Source organism: Micromonospora sp. NPDC049101 (assembly GCF_040648675.1).
GTDB lineage: Bacteria > Actinomycetota > Actinomycetes > Mycobacteriales > Micromonosporaceae > Micromonospora.
In genome coordinates this window covers 114,058-133,672 of the sequence record NZ_JBEZED010000004.1, presented here as the reverse complement: position 1 = coordinate 133,672, position 19,615 = coordinate 114,058, and the positions used below count along the sequence as shown (strand labels likewise).

The 19,615-nt window shown below is 71.0% G+C and carries 19 protein-coding genes and 1 pseudogene; 1 reads left to right on the top strand and 19 read right to left on the bottom strand.

Annotated elements, in window-relative coordinates:
* The 5 genes from pheA to AB0B57_RS06670 all read right to left on the bottom strand — a co-directional run bounded on the left by pheA (position 1) and on the right by AB0B57_RS06670 (position 3,498).
* On the bottom strand, positions 1 to 957 hold the full coding sequence (gene pheA / locus AB0B57_RS06690; RefSeq protein WP_357065941.1) for a prephenate dehydratase: 957 nt from the start codon (positions 955 to 957) through the stop codon (positions 1 to 3).
* Positions 958 to 967: 10 nt separating this feature from the next.
* Entirely contained in the window at positions 968 to 1,594 is a 627-nt protein-coding gene (locus AB0B57_RS06685; protein ID WP_357065938.1) for a hypothetical protein, read from the bottom strand.
* Between the two features lie 84 nt (positions 1,595 to 1,678).
* Positions 1,679 to 2,068: an ACT domain-containing protein gene (locus AB0B57_RS06680; protein WP_357065935.1), complete on the bottom strand. Its 390-nt coding sequence runs from the start codon at positions 2,066 to 2,068 to the stop codon at positions 1,679 to 1,681.
* A gap of 65 nt (positions 2,069 to 2,133) precedes the next feature.
* The gene (locus tag AB0B57_RS06675; protein ID WP_357065932.1) at positions 2,134 to 2,592 is read right to left on the bottom strand and encodes a hypothetical protein; all 459 of its coding nucleotides are present in this window, start codon (positions 2,590 to 2,592) and stop codon (positions 2,134 to 2,136) included.
* Positions 2,593 to 2,760: 168 nt separating this feature from the next.
* Positions 2,761 to 3,498, bottom strand: a complete 738-nt coding sequence (locus tag AB0B57_RS06670; RefSeq protein ID WP_357065929.1) for a hypothetical protein — start codon at positions 3,496 to 3,498, stop codon at positions 2,761 to 2,763.
* Between the two features lie 163 nt (positions 3,499 to 3,661).
* Here AB0B57_RS06670 and AB0B57_RS06665 point away from each other — a divergent pair, with 163 nt between their 5' ends.
* A complete protein-coding gene (locus AB0B57_RS06665; RefSeq protein WP_357065926.1) occupies positions 3,662 to 4,879 on the top strand; it encodes an arginine deiminase in 1,218 nt (405 codons plus the stop codon).
* A 93-nt stretch (positions 4,880 to 4,972) separates the two neighbouring features.
* On the opposite strand, the gene AB0B57_RS06660 is transcribed toward AB0B57_RS06665, so the two are convergent.
* The 14 genes and pseudogenes from AB0B57_RS06660 to AB0B57_RS06595 all read right to left on the bottom strand — a co-directional run bounded on the left by AB0B57_RS06660 (position 4,973) and on the right by AB0B57_RS06595 (position 19,576).
* Positions 4,973 to 5,860, bottom strand: a complete 888-nt coding sequence (locus AB0B57_RS06660) for a DUF5926 family protein (protein WP_357065924.1) — start codon at positions 5,858 to 5,860, stop codon at positions 4,973 to 4,975.
* A 127-nt stretch (positions 5,861 to 5,987) separates the two neighbouring features.
* Entirely contained in the window at positions 5,988 to 6,407 is a 420-nt protein-coding gene (locus tag AB0B57_RS06655) for an ATP-binding protein (protein ID WP_357066535.1), read from the bottom strand.
* Between the two features lie 61 nt (positions 6,408 to 6,468).
* Complete coding sequence (locus AB0B57_RS06650; protein WP_357065921.1) at positions 6,469 to 7,923, bottom strand: PAS domain-containing sensor histidine kinase; 1,455 nt, start codon at positions 7,921 to 7,923, stop codon at positions 6,469 to 6,471.
* A gap of 45 nt (positions 7,924 to 7,968) precedes the next feature.
* The gene (locus AB0B57_RS06645; protein ID WP_357065919.1) at positions 7,969 to 8,757 is read right to left on the bottom strand and encodes a glycerophosphodiester phosphodiesterase family protein; all 789 of its coding nucleotides are present in this window, start codon (positions 8,755 to 8,757) and stop codon (positions 7,969 to 7,971) included.
* 10 nt (positions 8,758 to 8,767) lie between these two features.
* Positions 8,768 to 9,103: a rhodanese-like domain-containing protein gene (locus tag AB0B57_RS06640; RefSeq protein ID WP_357065916.1), complete on the bottom strand. Its 336-nt coding sequence runs from the start codon at positions 9,101 to 9,103 to the stop codon at positions 8,768 to 8,770.
* A gap of 58 nt (positions 9,104 to 9,161) precedes the next feature.
* On the bottom strand, positions 9,162 to 10,124 hold the full coding sequence (locus tag AB0B57_RS06635; protein ID WP_357065913.1) for an LCP family protein: 963 nt from the start codon (positions 10,122 to 10,124) through the stop codon (positions 9,162 to 9,164).
* A 183-nt stretch (positions 10,125 to 10,307) separates the two neighbouring features.
* Positions 10,308 to 11,570 carry an LCP family protein gene (locus AB0B57_RS06630; RefSeq protein ID WP_357065909.1) on the bottom strand — a complete coding sequence of 421 codons (1,263 nt, stop codon included), beginning with the start codon at positions 11,568 to 11,570 and terminating at the stop codon, positions 10,308 to 10,310.
* A gap of 175 nt (positions 11,571 to 11,745) precedes the next feature.
* Positions 11,746 to 12,972, bottom strand: a complete 1,227-nt coding sequence (locus AB0B57_RS06625) for an LCP family protein (protein ID WP_357065906.1) — start codon at positions 12,970 to 12,972, stop codon at positions 11,746 to 11,748.
* A gap of 65 nt (positions 12,973 to 13,037) precedes the next feature.
* Complete coding sequence (locus AB0B57_RS06620) at positions 13,038 to 14,015, bottom strand: NAD-dependent epimerase/dehydratase family protein (RefSeq protein ID WP_357065904.1); 978 nt, start codon at positions 14,013 to 14,015, stop codon at positions 13,038 to 13,040.
* 81 nt (positions 14,016 to 14,096) lie between these two features.
* Positions 14,097 to 15,788: a cation acetate symporter gene (locus AB0B57_RS06615; RefSeq protein WP_357065901.1), complete on the bottom strand. Its 1,692-nt coding sequence runs from the start codon at positions 15,786 to 15,788 to the stop codon at positions 14,097 to 14,099.
* Complete coding sequence (locus AB0B57_RS06610; protein WP_357065898.1) at positions 15,766 to 16,131, bottom strand: DUF485 domain-containing protein; 366 nt, start codon at positions 16,129 to 16,131, stop codon at positions 15,766 to 15,768. The genes AB0B57_RS06615 and AB0B57_RS06610 overlap by 23 nt, the downstream gene beginning before the upstream one ends.
* A 175-nt stretch (positions 16,132 to 16,306) precedes the next feature.
* Positions 16,307 to 16,840: pseudogene (locus AB0B57_RS06605) on the bottom strand (flavin reductase family protein); the annotation flags it as partial.
* 283 nt (positions 16,841 to 17,123) lie between these two features.
* Positions 17,124 to 18,827 (bottom strand): ABC transporter permease, encoded by a 1,704-nt coding sequence (locus AB0B57_RS06600; RefSeq protein WP_357065895.1) that lies wholly within the window; start codon positions 18,825 to 18,827, stop codon positions 17,124 to 17,126.
* On the bottom strand, positions 18,812 to 19,576 hold the full coding sequence (locus tag AB0B57_RS06595) for an ABC transporter ATP-binding protein (protein ID WP_357065893.1): 765 nt from the start codon (positions 19,574 to 19,576) through the stop codon (positions 18,812 to 18,814). Before AB0B57_RS06595 ends, AB0B57_RS06600 begins: the two co-directional genes overlap by 16 nt.
* Positions 19,577 to 19,615: the final 39 nt, after the last annotated feature.

Genomic DNA, 19,615 nt, shown 5'->3' with positions numbered 1-19,615 from the left:
TCAGGTCAACTCACCTGTGCGCAGTCGGGTCAGCCAGGCCGCCGCGTCGACGTAGTCGGCGTCGGAGAGGCCCGCCGGCGCGGGCACCGGCCGATCGCGCGCCGCGTCGACCCACCGGTGCCGGGGGTACGAGCCCAGGAAGCGGACCTCCGCGCAGACCCGGCGCAGCCCCTGCAACGCCTCACCCAGTCGTACGTCGGCGACGTGGCCGGTGCAGTCCAGGAAGAAGACGTACCGGCCCAGCGCCTCGCCGGTGGGACGGGACTCGATGCGCGTCAGGTTGACGCCACGGACGGCAAGCTCCATCAGCACCGACAGCAGCGCGCCGACCCGGTCGTGCGCGATGTAGACCGCCAGTGAGGTGAGGTCGTCGTCGGTCGGCGGCGGGGGAGGCCCGGGGCGGGCCACCAGCGCGAACCGCGTCACCGCGTCCGGATGATCGGCGATCTTGTCGGCGAGTGTCACGAGCCGGTGGCGGGCCGCCCCGATCGGTGCGCAGATCGCGGCGTCGTACGCGCCGGTGCCGGCACCGGCCGCCGCCGCGCCGTTGGAGAGCACGTCGACCACCACGGCGTCGGGCAGATGGTCGCGTAACCAGCCCCGGCACTGGGTGGACGCCTGCGGATGGGCCGCCACGGTGCCGATCGAAGTCAGCGGAGTGTCGGGTCGAGCGCCGAGCACGAACGCCACCGGCAGGATCACCTCTCGGGTGATCACCAACGGCTCGCCCTCGACCATCTCGTCGAGCGTGACGCCCACCGCGCCGCCGATCGAGTTTTCCAGCGGCACCAGCGCGGCGTCGGCGTCCCCGGTCCGGACGCTGTCCAGCGCCTCACCGACGCTGCGGGCGGGCGTACGGGTGCCGCGCTCGGCGGCGGGAAGTGTGCGCAGGGCCTGCTCGGCGAAGGTGCCCTCCGGCCCGAGGTAGACGAAGCGTGTCGGCGGTGTTCCCGGCATGCCGGTCAGCCTACGCACTCGGCCGGCTGGCCGGAGCGGCGTCGCAGGCGAGGGCGCGGATCCCGGCCGGGCTGGTGGCGCGTACCTCGATGGTGCAGACGTCGGTGCCGGCGGTGACCAGGGTCGGTGCGGTGGCCTGGCCCCGGGTGACCACCTGGAGCTCCTCGTGCCCGGTCACCTGCAGGACTGTGTACTGCCACTCGGCGGCGCAGAGCGGCCCGGTGCGGACCTGGACCCGAACGTTTGCCGGAAGCACCCCGGCCCGGCCGCGCAGCAGTTGCACCACCCGCTCGCCGGTCGGCCCGTTCCGGCAGGGTGTGGCGACCAGCCCGGCATCCGGGGTGGGCGTGACCGTGCCGAGTGGTGGTGCGGTGGCCGGCGGCGTGCTGGGTGCGGTGCTCGGCCCAGGTGTCGTCGGTGCCGCGGTGCGGGTTGGCGCGGCAGTCGGCTCCCGTAGCTCGGGTGGGGCGCCACAGCCGGCGAGCACCGCGACGGCGAGCACCGCGAGCGCGACCGGCCGGATCCGGGCGGTGGCCCGAGTGGGGGCGTGGTCGGATGCCCGGCTGGGTGTCGCCGGTGGGAGGTAGGCCGTCGCCCGTGGTGGGGGAGACGGGGGGTGGGGCGGGGTGAACGGCACGGGCCGATCCTCGGGACATCGGAGAATTCGTCGCGGCCGGGGTGGCCGAGCCCATCGTAGGGTCAGCGGCCGGTCGGGTGAAGGTCAGCCGGTGACGCGGTGCCCGGCGCGCTGTAGCGCGGCGGTGCCCTCGGTCAGCCGGACGGCCGGCACCAGCAGGTAGTCGGTGTCGAAGGTGGAGAACGTGACCACACTGACCCGTGCCTCGGCGAGCGGATCGACGAGCGTGGCCAGGCTGCCGGTGCTGGCCATGTCGGCGGGGGCGGTGACCCGTAGACAGCGCCAGGCGGTTTCCACCACGGCCTGCACCGGCACCCGATCCGCTGGGCAGATCACCGAGATGCCATCGGAGGTCCAGCTCACCGTCACCACGTCGGTGCCGCTCAGCCCGCTCGACAGCGCGTACGGCAGGGCGGTGCCGGCGGCCAACCGCCACACCGCGTACTCCCCGGGCAGCAGGGCGATATCGAGCATGGGGGCACCTTACGGCCTACTCGCGCAGGGCTGGGCCAGCAACGCCGTGTGCGGCTTGTCGCAGGTCAGACCTCGGAGAAGAAGGTGAGCGAACCGGCCACGGCACCGTCGGTGAGCACCGGGGTGGAGATCGCGTCGACTGTCGCGTCGGAGCTGTTCGCCGAGGCGGCCTGCACCCGGAGCAGCCCTCGGGCGAGTCGACCGGAGGTGAGCGCCAGCAGGGGCGGGATCTTGTCGATCTCGGCCTCGGTCAGCTCGCCCCGGTTTGCGGTGAAGTCGAGCAGGCGCAGCCCTCCGTCAAGCAGCGGTCGCCCGATCAGGACGTCCGGCTCGCCCAGACAGAGCAACTGGCAGCCGGCGGTCGAGATCGCCACCACCAGGGTGTCGGTGTCGATCAGCAAGCACGGCTCGTCGGCCCGGGAGACTGTCGAGGACCATTGGCCGACGTTGCCGGACTCCGGCTCTGTCGAGGCCCGCGCCGCCGGCACGAACGCTTCTGAGAGCGAAAGTTCGACGTGGGCCACCGCGCCTCCTATGTGCACCGATCGACTGTCCACGCTAGCGGGTCGCCGACGGAATCACCGAGCGCACCGGGTCACCGAGTCGCGCAGCGTGAACCGAGGCGACCGGTGACGGCGCGGAGACCGGTGGGTAGTCGGGGGGACCGGAGCCGCGTGGCGTCGACGGTGACGTTACCGGCGGTGGGCCGGCTTGTCAGCGGCCGTTCGGCCCTCCTCATACCACCGGTAGTCGGCAGTTGGACGGTACGTGCCGTTGAGCCAGGTGCTGGGATGCTGTGCGACCCGGGAGAGCTTCTCGGCCGTGGCGGGGCTGATCCGGCTGCCACCAGCCACGAGAAGCCGGTCCAGTTCTCGGTGGGTGGCCATCAGACAGTCCTTGGGGAGGCCGTAGACGCTGATCACACCGGAGCCGACGAAGGTCAGCACCGGCGTCACCGGGACGGGCAGCCCCACCGCGTCGGAGAGGGCCTTGCTGGCCCGCTTGGCGTCCCGGCGGGACTCGGCCACGTACGGTGGACGCTTGCCGTTGATCTGCACGACGTCACCGGCGACGAGGACCCTGGCCCGGCCGTGATCGGCGATGGTCACGGCGAAGAGACCGCTCGGCCCGATGGCGAGGAACCCGGCCCGGTCGTCCTGACCGCGATCGAGGACGTCGGTGACGTCGGTGCGCGGCCACTCGATGACGTGCCAGGCCGGCCCGAGGTGGTCGAGTTGGCCCAGTGCTCGCGCCCCGGCCGCCTCGAGGCGGCGCGCGCCCCGCTCGGCACGACGGCGGCGAGCCCATTCGAGCGGTGTCGGACGGACCGGTTCGAGAACCCCTGGCGACTCGACGCGGGGGTGTGGCACCGCGACGGGCGGCAGTGCCCGAGCGGACGGTACGGCTCGTCGTGCGGGAAAGACAGTCATCGCGACCTCCGGCAAAAGGTCCCTCGAAGTTATGTCCTCACTACCCTACGTTGCCACTACCGGTGTTCGGCAAGCCGGAGCGCCGGAGTGACTATGGATGAATGCCATATTCATCCACAGTTCTTTTCTCGGATGCCGCCAAACCCTGCCCTACGCTGCGGGAGTGACCCACTACGTCGACAGTGAAGTCGGCCGGCTCGGCACCGTACTGCTGCACCGGCCCGGCCCCGAACTGGCCCGGCTCACGCCCCGCAACAACGACTCACTCCTGTTCGACGCGATCCCCTGGGTCGGACGGGCCCAGGAGGAGCACGACGCGTTCGCCACCGCCCTGCGCGACCGTGGGGTCGAGGTGCTCTACCTGGCGACCCTGCTGGCGGAGACGCTTGCCGTCGCGGACGCCCGTGCCGAACTCACCGAGGAGGTGCTGCGCTCCCGGCGGCTCGGCGACACCCTGCGGGCCCGCGTCGCCGACCATCTCTCCTACCTCGACCCGGCCGCCCTGGCCGACGTGCTCACCGCCGGGCTGGCCCACGAGGAGCTGCGGATCTCCTCGGCGCGGCCGGGCGGGCTTGTCTACACGCTGATGGATCGACACGACTTCGTTATCGATCCGTTACCCAACCTGCTGTTCACCCGCGACTCATCGCTGTGGATCGGCGATCGGGTTGGTGTGACGAGCCTGGCCATGCCGGCCCGCCGACGCGAGACCACCCTGACCGACGCCATCTACCGCCACCATCCACGCTTCGCCGGCACCGACTTCGTCTACCGCCCGAGCCTGGAGCACCTGGAGGGCGGGGACGTACTGCTGCTCGCACCCGGGGTGCTGGCGGTCGGGGTGGGCGAACGGACCACACCGGCCGGCGCCGAACGCCTCGCCCGGCAGGTCTTCGCCGCCGGGCTCGCCCACACCATCCTGGTGGTGCCGATCGCCCAGAAACGCGCCACCATGCACCTCGACACGGTCTGCACGATGGTCGACGTGGACGCCGTGCTGATGTATCCCAACATCGCGAGCACGCTGTCCGCGTACACCGTGATTGCCGGCGCGGATGGTGCGGACCCGCGGGTGGACGGGCCCGCGCCGTTCCTGCGGGCCGCCGCCGACGCGATGGACCTGGACCTGCTGCGGGTCATCGACACCGGGTTGGACCCGGTGACCGCGGAACGCGAGCAGTGGGACGACGGCAACAACACCCTCGCGTTGGCGCCCCGGCTCTGCGTCGGCTACGAGCGCAACACCGAGACCAACGCCCAACTGGAGCGCGCCGGCATCGAGGTGATCCCGATCGCCGGCTCCGAGTTGGGCTCCGGCCGTGGCGGGCCGCGCTGCATGTCCTGCCCGATCACCCGCGACCCGCTGCCCGTCGCCGGCTGAAACGCACGGCGCCCGGCTGCGCGCGACGACCGTGCCCGATCCAGCCGGGCGACCGCACCCGGCCGGGCGGAAGACCGAGCCGGGCGACCGCGCTCAGCGCAGGGTGAGTTGGCGGCCGAGCAACCCCTGGCGGGCGCGTCGGCCGGCGGCGTCGAGCGGGTCGGTGGCGGTGAGTGCCTCGGCGTACCGCTTGGCGAACTGCGCCACCGGCTCCTCCCACTCGGTCGCCGGAGTCTGCTCCGGCAGGTCCCAGACCGGCACCAGCCGACCGTGCGCGCGGAACATGCCGGCGAACTTGGTCTGCTCGCCGAGCGTCAGCGTGCCGGCGGCACCGAGGCGGGCCAGCGCATCCAGGGCGGCGTCCTCGTCGTCCGGCAGCACCCAGCGCACGTGTGCCTTCTCCGGGACCTGGCACCAGTACGCGGCCTTCGCGGCGGTCAGCCGCACGGTCGGGTAGATGGCCGCGTTCGCCCGCTCCAGCGACGCCTGGACGGTCGGATCGTCGGCAGCCCCGGGGTCGAGCCAGAACTCGAAGCCCTCGTGCAGGGCGACCTCAAGCGGGCCGTCCACGAGGATGTCCTGTAGGCGGGGGCCGGGGCCGGGCAGCGGCGGCACGGTCACCTGGCCTCCCGGCTCGGTGCGCAGTGCGCTGAGCAGCGCCTCGGCCAGATCCCGGGAGACGTCACCGGACTGCTGGTGGCGCTGGAGGCCGATGAGCACCCGGCCGTCCGGCTTGGTGATCGCGGGGGCGGCCATCGGCAGCACCGTGGCGAGCGTCGCCGGCCGGTCACCGAACTCCTCGACCAGGGCGGGTGCCAGCCGCAGCGGCGCGGAGGCGGCGGGCACCAACTCACGCAGCGCGATCCACTCGACCTCGTCGACCAGCCCGTCGAACGGACGCGGCACGAAGACGTCGCGCACCTTCTCGCGGCGGGGGGCGGTGTCGGCGGTGGTGCGTTGGCTCTTTCGACGCTTGCTCACGGCGTCACAGCCTAGAGCCCGAACTGCCGGCGCGTGGGCCGGACCCACCCACCCCATCGCTTGTCGATCATGAGGTTGTTGTCACCGCATCCGGCGTGTCGTGGCAATAACTCCATGATCAACGATGTCAGGCGGTGGGCACCAGGGTGGGGTTGGGGGTTGGGGTTGGGGTGAACTCCGCCCAGACCCGCTGGCCCATCCCGTCCCGTTCGACGCCCCAGCGGGTGGCCAGCCCGGCCACGATGTGCAGCCCTCGCCCGTCCGCCGCGTCGGCGCTGGCCGTCCGGAGCCGTGGCGCGGTGCTCGCGCCGCCGCCGTCGGTGACGCCGAGCTGGATCAGGGTGCCCTCGGCCGAGGGCCGCAACCGCCAGGCCACCCGGACCACTCCACCGGGCAGCGGCCGGGCGTGCCGCACCGCGTTGCCCACCAGCTCCGCGAGCACCGCGATCAGATCCGCGAGGAGCGTCGGGGCGACGACGTCCGCCAGTTCACCGGCGAGCCGGTGCCGGGCCAGCCGTGCCCCGGCCGGGTGGTGGGGAACCACCACGCACCACGCCCGATCCCTCGCTGCCGCTGCCACCGTTGCCTCCACGTCGCGCCACCCTCGGTCAACCGCGCGGTAGCCGCACCTCTGCGACCGTACCGCCGCCGGTCCTTGGACGTAGGGATACCCATCCATTCTGTTGTTCAACGATTCGGCGAACGAGATAGAGGCCGAGCCCTGCCCCCGGGTAGCCGCGCCGGTCGCCGGACTCGCCCTGCCAGAACCTGTCGAACGCCCGCTCCACGTGCTCCGGTCGGATGCCGATGCCCCGGTCGCTGACCCGGAACGCCACCAGTTGACCGTCCGGTGAGGCGGCGATCTCGATCGGAGAGTCGGGCGCCGAGTATTTGCCGGCGTTGGTTGTCAGCTCGGTCAGCACGGTGGCCAGGCTGGGTCGGTGGCCGAGCGCCTTGGGCAGGTCGGCCGGGAGGCGGAGCACCAGCCGGCGGCGCAACTCCGTCGGCAGGTCCAGAACTGCCGAGCGCAGCGCCTCACCGAGGTCGAACGGGGTGGGCGGATCGTCGCCCGGCCCGGCCTCGGCCGCCGAGCTGAGGAGACGGTCGACCAGCCGGGCCAGCTCGTTCGCGCGTTGCCCGATCACCCGGGCGGCCTGCCGCCGGTCGATGTCGGTCAGCGACTCCCAGTGGTCGGTGAGGGTGTCCGCGTACCCCTTGATCACGGTGACGGGGGTGCGCAGCTCATGGCTGGTCACCGCGACGAACAGCTCCCGGTCGTGGTCGCGGCGCTGCTGGTCGGTGATGTCGCGGAAGGTGACCACCCGCAACGAGCCCGGGCCGGGCAGCTCGCCGGAGGTGATCCGCAGCCAACGGCCGTCCGGCATCCGGTGGTCGCGGACCTGACCGGAGGGCGGCAACGGAAACGGCAGTGGACGGCTCAGTGCCTGCTCGACCGACCGGCCGGTGACCTGGGCGGCGGCCGGGTTCCAGAGGCGGACGTACCCGTCCCGGTCGACGACGGCCAGCCCGTCGGCGAGTGCCGCCACCACCGGGCCGTCACCGTGCACCGGCAGGCCGCTCTGGTCGCCGTACATGTGCGCGACACAGGACGCGAGGTAGGCGACGACCCCCTGCCGCTCGGCGTCCGGCTTGTCGTCGCCGGGATAGAGCGCGTGCAGACTGCCGACGGTGTGGCCGCCGATCTCGGCCCGCGAGACCACCATCCAGCGCAGGTCACTGCCGGTCAGCTCGCCGGCCAACTTGCCGTTGAGGCGGCCCACCCGCACGTTGCGCACCCGTGGCCCGTTGAGCAGGCAGACAGTGTCCGGGTCGTCGGCCGCCAGCGGACGGCCGAGGGCCGATCCCGCCGTGCCGGTGGCGGCGATCACGCGACCGCCTGTCGGACCGAACTCGACGAACGCCATACCGGTCGCGCCGAGGGCCGGCTGGGCCACCCGCAGCAGTTGGGTGAGGACCGGCAGGCCCGCCTCCCCAGAGTTGATCATCTCGATCACGACTGTGTGACCGGTGAGGAGAGCGGGGAAATCGATACGCTCCGGCATGTGCCGAGTCTGCCTCGCCGGCCTGGATTTGGCATCCCTGCCGGGTCAGCGGTCCAGTCGGGCGAGGGCGTAGCCCGGCCGGTCGGTGATGATCCCGTCCGCCCCGGCGGCCAGCACCAGATCGAGGTCGGTCGGCTCGTTGACCGTCCAGACGTACACCTGGTTGCCGGCCGTGCGAAGTGCGGGCAGCAGGTGCGGGCGGGCCCGGACCAGGCCGATGCCCGGCCCCGCGATACGGGTGCCGAACGGCAGCCGCCCCAGCCGCGGCCAACGCGGCAACACCTCCAGCAACAGCACCGTGGGCAGCTTCGGCGCGAGCTCGTGCACCCGACGGACCGCCAGCGGGGAGAACGACATGACGGTGACCTGCACCGGGTCGTCCGGCGCCGGGTCGGCAAGCCCGTACTGGCGCAGCAGGCTGACCAGTCGCCGTTCCACGTTCGAGCCGTAGCGGGACGGATGCTTCGTCTCCACCAGCAGCCGGACCGGCCGGCCGGCGGCGAGTACCGCGTCCAGCAGTCGGGTCAGGGTCAGCAGCCGGGTGTGCGAGTCGTCCGGGGGTACGTCCCCGGCCGGCGCGCTGCCCGGGTGCCAGGAGCCGAAGTCCAGTGCCTCCAGCTCGGCGAGCGTCCGCGCGCTGACCAGACCGCGACCGTTGCTGGTGCGGTCCAGTCGCCGGTCGTGCACGCAGACCAGGTGCCCGTCCCGGGTCAGCCGGACGTCACACTCCAGGCCGTCGGCACCCTCGTCGAGAGCGCGCAGGTACGCGGCGAGGGTGTGCTCGGGAAGGTCGTACGAGGCGCCGCGGTGCGCGAAGACCAGTGGCCCACCCATCCCGGCCGCCTCAGATGACCTGGCCGGGCTGCCCGTTCGCGTCGACCACCGGACGGCCGACGGCGGCCCACTGGCGCATCCCGCCGTCGGCGTTGCGCACCTGCTCCCAGCCGTTGTTGACCAGGTAGGCGACGACCTGGGCGGAACGCCCGCCGGAGCGGCAGATGACCGCCACGTCCCGGTCGGTGGGCACCTCCGCGAGCCGGGCCGGCAGCTCCATCATCGGCAGGTGGTGGGCGGTGGGCGCATGGCCGGCCGACCATTCGTCGGCCTCCCGCACATCCAGCAGGTAGGTCTCGTCGGCGATCTCGGTCACGGGCACGGTGGGAACCTGGGGTCCGAACACAGGAAGCAACACTAGATCCTCGTCGACCGGTTCGGCACCGACCTGGCCGTCGGCACCATCACAACCGGGTCACCCAGCGCGGGTTGGCCTGCGCCCACGACGGCATCTGCCGGCCGCGTACCGCCTCGAACAGCCCGTTGCCTCCGTTGTCCAGCACCACGTACGAGACCTCGTCGATGGTCTGTGGGGACGACGGCACCTGGACGCCGCGCATCCCGTCGGGCGGCAGCGCGCGCAGCGCGAGGAGCAGGTCCTCCAGGGGTACGCCGTTGGTGTCCACCGTCAACGAGCCGCCCACCGCCCGGAGCACCTGGTCCAACTTGACTGGGTTGCTCCGCAGATCCGCCCTGCCGGCGCTGTCCAGCATCGCCCGGAGCAACTGCTGCTGGTGGTGCTGCCGGTCGTAGTCGCCCCCGGGCAGGTCGTAGCGCTGCCGGACGTAGTCCAGGGCCTGCGCCCCGTCCAGCTGTTGGCAGCCGACCGGGAAGACCCGGTTGGTGTGGATGGAGCGGACCTCGGTGTCCACGCACATCCGCACCCCGCCGAGGAGGTCGATGACCTTCCGGAAGCCGGAGAAGTCGATCAACGCGGCACCGTCGAACCGGATTCCGGTGAGCCGGTTGAGGGTGGCGGAGAGTAGTTGGGCGCCGGCCGGTCCGCCGCCGCCGTGCTCGTACGCCGCATTGATCTTGTCTTGACCGCCCCCGAAGCCGCTCGTGGGCGGGATGGCGACAAGCAGGTCACGCGGCACGGAGACCAGGTACGCCTCCCGCTGGCCGGCCGGCACGTGCACGATGAGGATGGTGTCGGAGCGTTGGTCCGGTCCGCTGCCGCCGGGGCGACGGTCGGAGCCGACCAGGAGATAGTTGAGGGGCCCGTCCAGGTCGGTGCGCTCGGTGCGGGCGTCCGCGTCGAGCAACTGCTCCTTGGTGACCGTGCGGTCGTACCTGTTGCTCAGCGTCTTGAGGCCGACCACGGCGAGCCCGGCCAGCACGACGAGGGCCAGGCCGATACCGAGCATGATCCGTGGCCCTCGGGCGCGACGTGCTCGGCTGGGCGGAGCCGCTCCGGCTCGGCCCGCCACGTTCCGTCCCCACCTGGACGTGACCGCCTCCCCGCGACCGATACGTGAAACCCGCTCACGTCAGGTTACGGGCGGTGACGGGCTGGTCGCCGGCTTTCCGGGACTTCCGACCGGCACCGCTCACTTGCGGCTGGAGATCACCTCGGGGTGGGTGAAGACGAACTCGGCGAGCTTGTCCTGCTTGACCGCGCGGAACATCTCCTTCGTCTCGTCGTTCAACGCCTCGGTGCCGTTGTCGGTGCCGTTGAAGGTGCCGTTGTTGGTCTTGAGCATGGTCAGCTCGTTCGCGGTCACCCCGCGCATGGTGAAGATGAAGTTCTCGATCGACGCCCCGCCGGTGTCCAGCACGAACGCCTTGCCGGCCGCCTTGATCAGCTGCTGGAGCTTGGTCGGGTTGGTCAGCATCCCGCCGTCGGTGGCCTTCTTGGCCATCGCCTTGATCAGCTGCTGCTGGTTCTGCTGCCGGTCGTAGTCGCCACCGGGCAGCCCGTAGCGCTGCCGGGAGTAGTCGAGCGCCGCCCAGCCCTCCATCTGCTGGCAGCCCTTCTTGTGCACCACCGGGGTCATCTTCTTGCCGGTCTTCTTGGCGTCGGCGTTCCACATCGGCTTGCCGTCGACGAACGACATGTGCTTGGACCTGACCTCGTGGCTCACGCAGATCCGCACGGTGCCGAGGGTGTCGATGACGTTCTTGAAGCCGCCGAAGTTGATGATCGCCGCGCCGTCGAAGCTGACGCCGGTGAGTCCCTTGATCGTCTCGGCCATCAACTGGGCGCCGCCCTCCCAGCCGCCGCCGTTGCGGGCGCCCACCTCGAAGGCCGCATTGATCTTCGCGCTGCCGCCGGACCAGCCGTTCTTCGGGCGGGCCGGGATCTGCACCTCGGTGTCCCGGGGGATGGAGATCAGGTACGCCTGGTCGTGCGTGGCCGGGATGTGCAGGATGATGATGCTGTCCGAGCGGACGTCGTCGGCGGCCCAGCGCTCCCGCGCGTCCACGCCGAGCAGCAGCATGTCGATCGGGCCGTCCAGACTGGCCCCGCCCTCGGCGTCGGACTTGCTGGCGTCACCGAGCAGGTTGCGTTGCGCGATGTCCCCGGTCGCCTGACCGATCAGCACCTTGCCGCCGACGATGCCCACGCCGCTGCTGAGCATCAGCACCGCCCCGAACACCACGGTCAGCCGGGCCCACAGCGGGTCCTTGCGCTTGGTCCGCTTCTTCGCCGACCCCCCGCCGACGACCCGACCACCGTTCCCGCCGCCGGGCGGGCGACCGCCCGGCCCGCCACGCGAGGGGCGCGCCTGGGCCGGTATGGACGCGGCGGCACGGCCGCTGGGCGCGGCAGACCCGGGGGACGAAGGGCGACGACTGGCCTGAACCGGCATGCGTGCTCCAGCTCGTGATCAGGAGGGGGCGGCACCACTCTACGTACATCAAATCGACTTGGCGAGTTCATCACGGGTCAATCGGGTCGTCGATTTCCCACGGAGCGGATCGATCGTCGTGTCTCGATGAGCCGAGCGGCGGGGCGACCGTCGGCCCGGCGGCCGACCGGCACGGTCAGCCGCCGTCCTTGCCCTTCGGCGGGTTGGCCTTGACCCAGTCCGCCATGGTGTCCGCCGTCATGGCCTGGTACATGGCGAGTGCCTTCTCCCGGTCGGAGACCACCACCGACTCGCCGTTGATCGTGTCGCTGCCCGAGTTCGGGCTTGTCACGAAGGTGAGGTTCTGGCCGCGCAGGTTGCGGAACTGCAGCGCCATGTCGGTAACCGAGAAATCCTGGTCGACGGTTACGGCCGCGGTCACCGATTTGAGGAAGTTGTTGAGCTTCGCCGGGTTCGCCAGCGTGCCGCTGCTCGCCGCCTTGTCCATCAGGGCCCGGAGAAACTCCTGCTGGTGCCGCATCCGGGCGAAGTCCCCGTCCGGGAACTGCTTGCGCTGACGGATCCAGTCCAGCGCCTCCGCGCCGTCCATGTGGTTGGTGCCCTTGGTGAACGTCCGGTACGGCTTGTGGATCGAGGTGATGGTCCGCTCCACCTTCAGGTCCACCCCGCCGAGAGCGTCGGTGACCTCCTTGAAGCCGCCGAAGTCGATCGCCATCACGTGGTCGATCCGGACGTCGGTGAAGCACTCCACGGTGCGAACCGCCAGCGGCAGCCCGCCGAACGCGAACGCCGCGTTGATCTTCGCGCGCTGGCCCGAGGCGCAGTCCGCGCCGGCGCTCTCCGGAATCGGCACGTAGAGGTCCCGCGGGATGGAGACCAGGTACGCCTGCTGGTGGTCGGCCGGAATGTGCATCACGATGACCGTGTCGGCGCGCCACTGACTCTTGGCGTCGACCGGCGCGTCCGGGTCCCGTGAGTCGCTGCCGACCAGCAGGATGTTCAGCGCGCCGTCGACGGTCTTGGCCGGCCGGCCACCGGTGATCTCCGCGAACGGGTCGGTGCGGGCCAGGTCACCGTTGAGGTTGCGGGCGTACAACCAGGCGCCCACGCTGCCGAGCAGCGCCAGCACCAGCACCGCGATCCCCGCCACGAGGGCGATCCGGCCCCAGCGGGGTCGCGGCCCACGTCGCCCCGACCCGCCCAGGCCACCCGGCCCGCCGGGCCCCCGTGGCCCCACCGGGCCGTCGGGCCTGGGCTGCTCCTCGTCGTACGGCGGGTAGAAGCGTGCCTCGGTCGGACGGGCACGCCCGGAGGCGGCCCGATCGGGGCCGGGCACCGACGCGCGTCCGGAGCTGCGGTGCAGGTGCGGATGCGGGACGCCGGCAGACGAGGTCGCAGACATGTCACTCAGGGTACGTAGCGCGAGCCACTGCCGCCTTCAGCCGACACTCAGCGATCGCCGTCGCGTTACCCGAGGTGAGCCCGGAAGTGCGCGATCGTGCGTCGCAGGCCGTCTTCGGGCGCCACCGTCGACTCGTAGCCGAGCAGTTCGCGGGCCAGGGTGAGATCGGGGCGTCGCATCTCCGGGTCATCCGAGCTGCGAGTGACGTAGGTCACCGTCGAACTGCTGCCGGAGAGTGACACGATCAACTCGGCGAGTTGCCGCATGGACAGCTCGTGCTCGGTGCCGCAGTTGATCGGGCCCGTCTCGGTCGAGTCGAGCAGCAGCAGGATGCCCCGCACCAGATCCTCGACGAAGCAGATCGACCGGGTCTGGTTGCCGCTGCCGTGCACGGTGATCGGCTCGCCGCGCAGCGCCTGCGAGATGAAGGTGGGGATGGCCCGACCGTCGTCCGGGCGCATCCGCGGGCCGTACGTGTTGAAGATCCGGACGATCGCCGCGTCGAGCCCTCGGTACCGGTGGTACGCCATGGTGGCCGCCTCGGAGAAGCGCTTCGCCTCGTCGTAAACGCTGCGCACCCCGATCGGGTTGACGTTGCCCCAGTAGGTCTCGCGCTGCGGGTGCTCCTTCGGGTCCCCGTACGCCTCGGAGGTGGAGGCCATCAGGAACCGGGCGCCGTCGGCGACCGCGCGCTCCAACAGGTGCAGGGTGCCCACCGAGCCGACCCGGAGGATCTCCACCGGCAGTTGGGCGAAGTCGGTGGGGCTGGCCGGTGAGGCCATGTGCAGGATCGCGTCGAACCGCTCGGCCAGTGCCGGGTGGTTGGTCGGCAGGCCGTCGGAGATGTCCGCATCGACGAGCGTGAAGGTTGGCCGATCCAGCAGGTGGGCGATGTTTTCCTTGGAGCCGGTCACGAAGTTGTCCAGCGCCACCACCTCGCAACCGCGGGCGATCAGCACATCCACCAGGTGCGACGGGACGAAACCAGCTCCGCCGGTGACGAGAACGCGGTGACCGGAACCGAAGCGCTCAACAACCTTCATGCTGGTCAGCCTACCGATCCCCGATAACGGCGAGAGGCCCCCCGCGGACGCGTGGCGTCAGCAGGGGGCCCGGTGCCTGAATCAGTGGGCGCCAGCGCCGGTGAGGGCGCGCACCTCCAGCTCCGCGTACTTCGCCTCGTCGTGCTCCTTCGAGATGATCGTGCCGATCCACCCGCACAGGAAACCGAACGGGATGGAGAGGATGCCCGGGTTGGACAGCGGGAACCACTGCCAGTCGTGATCCGGGAACATCGAGGTCGCCGCGCCGGAGACCACCGGCGAGAAGAACACCAGCAGCACGGCCGAGAGCAGACCGCCGTAGATCGCCCACACCGCGCCGGAGGTGTTGAACCGCCGCCAGAACAGGCTGTAGAGGATCGCCGGCAGGTTGCCCGAGGCGGCGACCGCGAAGGCCAGCGCCACCAGGAACGCCACGTTGAGGTTCTGCGCGAAGATCGACAGCAGGATGGAGATCGCGCCGATCACCAGGGCGGAGATCCGGGCGACCCGCACCTCCTGGCGCTCCGACGCCTCCCCCTTCTTCATCACGTTCGCGTAGAAGTCGTGCGCGAGGCTGGACGAGGAGGCCAGGGTCAACCCAGCCACCACCGCCAGGATGGTGGCGAAGGCGACCGCCGCGATGATCGCCAACATGGCGGCACCACCCAGGTCACCGCCGAAGAAGTCCAAACCCAACGCCTCGGCCAACTGCGGTGCCGCGGTGTTGCCGGCCTTGTCCTGATCGGTGATCGCCTTGCTGCCGACCAGCGCCGCCGCACCGAAGCCGAGGGCCAGGGTGAGCAGGTAGAAGGTGCCGATGATGCCGATCGCCCAGAGCACGCTCTTGCGGGCCGCCTTGGCGGTCGGCACCGTGTAGAAGCGGATCAGGATGTGCGGCAGACCGGCGGTGCCGAGCACCAGGGCGATGCCGAGCGAGAGCAGGTCCATCTTGTTGTAGAACGTCTGCGTGGCGTTTCCGGCGACCTCCACGCCGTACCGCAGGCCCGGTTGCAGGAGGGCCTCGCCCTTTCCGGATTTGGCGGCGGCGGCGCCGAGCAGCTCCGACAGGTTGAAGTGGAACTTCGCCAGCACCAGCACGGTCATCAGCAGCGCGCCGGTCATCAGCAGGAACGCCTTGACGATCTGCACGTACGTGGTGCCCTTCATGCCACCCACGGTCACGTAAACGATCATCAGGGCGCCGACCATGATGATGGTCGCCACCTTGGCGGTCGCCGCGTCCATGCCGAGGAAGGTCGTGCCCGGCCTGATGCCGAGCAGCAGCGCGACGAGCGCACCGGCACCCACCATCTGCGCCAACAGGTAGAAGATCGACACCGTGATGGTGGAGACCGCCGCCGCCGTACGCACCGGACGCTGCCGCATCCGGAAGGCCAGCACGTCGGCCATCGTGTACCGGCCCGAGTTACGCAGCAGCTCCGCGACCAGCAGCAGGGCCACCAGCCAGGCGACCAGGAAGCCGATCGAGTAGAGGAAGCCGTCGTAGCCGTACAGCGCGATGATGCCGGCGATGCCGAGGAACGACGCGGCCGACATGTAGTCGCCGCCGATCGCCATGCCGTTCTGGAAGCCGGAGAAGGACCGGCCGCCGGCGTAGAAGTCGGTAGCCGTCTTGGTCTGCCGGCTGGCCCAGATGGTGATGGCCAGGGTCACCGCCACGAAGATCAGGAAGAGCGTGATGGTCAGGTTGCGGGCGGTGTGGTTGCCCGCCTCGGCCGCGAGGACCGTCTCAGCCGCGAGGACCGTGCTCATGGGTCACCTCCCCGATCTCTTCGCGGATCCGGTCGGCGATGGGGTCGATCTTCCGGTCGGCGTATCGGGCGTAGAGCCAGGCGATCAGGAACGTCGAGACGAACTGGAGCAGGCCGAAGACCAGTGCGACGTTGATGTTGCTGCCGAACAGCTTCGTGCCCATGAAGTCCCGGGCGTACGCGGAGAGAATGACGTAGAGCGCATACCACAGGAAGAACGCGACGGTCATCGGGAAGACGAAGCCGCGCAGCGCACGCCGCAGCCCGGCGAATTCGTCCGACCGTTGTACGGCCAGGTACTTGTCCGACTGGGAAGCGGCCGGAGCGGGTGTGTCCGTGGACATCTGTGGATCACCACCTTCACAGGCGTCAGAGGAGTTTCGCGCACGGTAGAGAGCGCACTCCCCGACAGGGAAGGCTGAGATCGACGGCGGTAGACGAGTGCGCCGAGCGGTTGGTTGCCTGCGCCAAGTGACTCAGGTCACCCCGGTGACCGGTCGGTCCGGTCGAGCCGCCCGTTCAGGCCGGCAACTCGTGGTACCGACCGCGAAAGTGCAGCAGGGGAGACGCCTCCTCGGTCAGCTCGACCGTCTCGATGATGGCCTCCACCAGCAGGCCCCAGCCGCACTCGCGGGCGCTGTCCAGTCGGCATCCAACCCAGCCGCCGGCATCCCCCGGCACCGGCCCGTGCGGCGTGTCGACCCACTCGCCGGTGGCGAAGAGCCCGCCCGGGGCGGGAAAGAGGCCGGCGAACCGGTCCGCGAGTTGCCGGTGCGGCGGGCCGAGCAGCGTGACCGCGAACCGGCCCGCCTCCTCCACTGCCGCCCAGAGGTCGGACTCCGGATCGATCAGCCCGAGCATCCGGTCCGGCTCCCCCTCGGCGACAAGCGTGGACGACACCGTCAACCCGGCGGGGCCCGGCGCCGTCCAGAGTGTTACCGGCGTGGCGAGTCGACCGCGCAGCCGGCGTGCCGGCGACCGCTGCCCCCTCGGCACCGCGAACGGGTCGGTGTGATGGATCTCGGCACCCGGCTCATGATTCACGTGAAACATTGTGCCGCCCCGACCTCGCCAGAGCGGGCGCATCGGCAGGTGCCGCCGGCTCACCTCGGCGCTCCGCCCCGGCGCGGCGGTGCGGCCCGCCGGGTGCGGTGCGGTTCGCTGGCCGGGGGCCGATGCACGAACAACCGTGATGACTCAGAGGCATATTTATGACCCGGAGGCATATCGCTCGTGGCGATGCGACAGTCCCGGGCGGCACCCATCACCGGTGGTCGCCGTTCGCCCGGCGCGGCTTCGTCGCCGACACCGCCCAGGCCCTCGGCCGGCGCGTCGGCTAACGGCGTGGTGTGACCGTGGCCAGCAGCTCCGGCTGACGCCGGTCCAGCACGTCGCCGGCCAGGTACGCGCCCAGCAGCGCCGCGCCCACCCCGTACGCCGCGCCCACCGGCAGGGCCAGCCAGAGCCAGGCGTCGCCGAGCAGTGCCGCCGCCACCGCCATCGGCACCGCCGTGACCACCGAGGCGAGCATGGCCACCAGGGTGAGTAGCCCCTTCGCCACGCCGGCACCGCTGTTCATCGCGAACGGGTTGCTCGTCTCCGGCAGCGAGTACGCCCCGAGCACCGAGATCAGGCTGTTCACCGCCAGCCCGGCACCGTAGGAGGCGACCAGGCCGCCGATGGTGAGCGCGATCCACTCTGGTCGACCGAGCACTATCGACAGCACCACCGCGACGAACCCCAGCAGCGGCAGCACGTACAGCGAGAAGGCCACCATGCGGGCGCGCAGCTCCACCCGGCCGGGCACGCCCGCCACCACGTTCGCCGCGTACGCGCTGCCGTCGAAGCCGAACTGATTGGCCAGGGTGACCGCGGCGAGCACGCCCACGAGGAGCATGGAGATGGTGACCACGACCGGCGAGCTGTCGGCGACACCCGCGGTCAACCCCGCCTCGCCCTCGAACGCGAAGTCCCCGCCCGTCACGTTGATGAACACGGGTACGAAGATGCCGACCACCGCGATCGTGATCAGGTTGGCCCGGCGGCGGGCGTCCCGCCACCAGTAGCGGGCCTCCCTGGCGACCAGCGCGCCGAACCGGTCCCGCCGCGCCCAGCCGGCGAACCTGGGGAACAGTTGCTCGACCGCACCGCCGGTGGTGGCGCGTCGGGCCGGTGCCTTGCCGGCGCTCGCCGCACCCACCATCGCCGACTCCAGCGACCGGGACCACCAGAGCAGCAGGGCACCGATCGCCACCACCGTGATCAGCAACTTGACCGGTGCGGCCCAGACCCGGCCCTGGGCCACGTCGATGCCCATCGTCCACGGTGCGCCCAACGGCGTCCAGCCGATCACGGTCGCCACGCCGGCCAGTCGGCCCCAGTCCGCCTCCCGTAGGGCGGCGAGGCCGACGACCTGCAACGGGCCGAGCATGGCGGCGGTCACCGCCAGCAGCACGGCCGCCAGGTCGCGGACCCGACGCGACCGCAACATGGTGGCGAACGCGCTGGTCACCGCTCGGCTGGCGGCCACGCAGAGCAGCAGCCCGGCGAGCACGCCGACGAGGGCGACCAACCCCGCCGACCAGCCGCCCAGGGACAGCGCGGTGAGCACCAGCCCGAACGACGCGATGAGCACCGCCAGCACCGGCACGCTGATCAGGGCCGCGACGAACAGGCCGGTCACCAACGTCCGGCGGGGCAGTGGCAGCAGCGCGAACCGGGCTGGATCCAGGGTTTCGTCCACCCCGAAGAAGACAAGCGGTAGGAGAAGCCAACCGAGCACCAGCAGCCCGCCGCCCGCCGCCGCGACGAGCACCGCGTACGTGCCGTCGTCGGCCAGGCCGGGCGCGGCGAAGAGGAAGAAGCCGCTGACGGCGAACCAGAGCCCGACCACCGCACCACCGATGAACAGGGCGATCCGCCAACCCTGGCCCCGGAAGCTGTTGCCCATCACCCGCAGCTTGAGCCGCGCGAAGTGTCGAGCGGAGACCGCACGCACCGGCACGGCGGGTGCGGTGTCCGCGATCACCGGGAGAGCCACGACAGCTCCTCGCCGGTCGCGGTGCGCCCGCCCACCACCTCGACGAAGACGTCCTCCAACGAGCGGCCGCCGCGCACGTCGCTGATCGTGCCGACCCGCTTGATGGTGCCGCCGGCCAGGATGGCCACGTGCGAGCAGAGCCGCTCGACGACCTCCATCACGTGACTGGAGAAGATCACCGTGCCGCCACCTGCCGCGTAACGGGTGAGGATGTCCCGGATCAGCGCGGCGGAGACCGGGTCGACCGCCTCGAACGGCTCGTCCAGCACCAACACCCGAGGGCCGTGCAGCAGCGCGCAGGCGAGGCCGATCTTCTTCTTCATGCCCGCCGAGTAGTCCACCACAAGCGTCCGGCCGGCATCGCCGAGCGCCAACACGTCAAGCAACTCCGCGGCCCGCTGGTCGACCACCGCCGGGTCCATTCCCCGCAACAACCCGTTGTACGCCAGCAGCTCGGCCCCGGTCAGCCGGTCGAACAGGCGGACACCGTCGGGCATCACGCCGAGCAGCCGCTTGGCGGTCACCGGATCCTGCCAGACGTCGTGCCCGAGCACCCACGCCGAGCCGGCGTCCGGCCGCAACAGCCCGACCGCCATCGACAGGGTGGTGGTCTTGCCGGCGCCGTTCGGGCCGAGCAGGCCGTAGAACGAGCCGGCGGGGACGTCCAGGTCGACGCCGGCCACCGCGATCGTGCCGTCGAAGCGTTTGGCCAGGCCACGTAGTGCGAGCGCGGGGTGCTCAACAGTCATGTGCCGACGTTATCCGTCGATCGCCACTTCCGCCCTCCG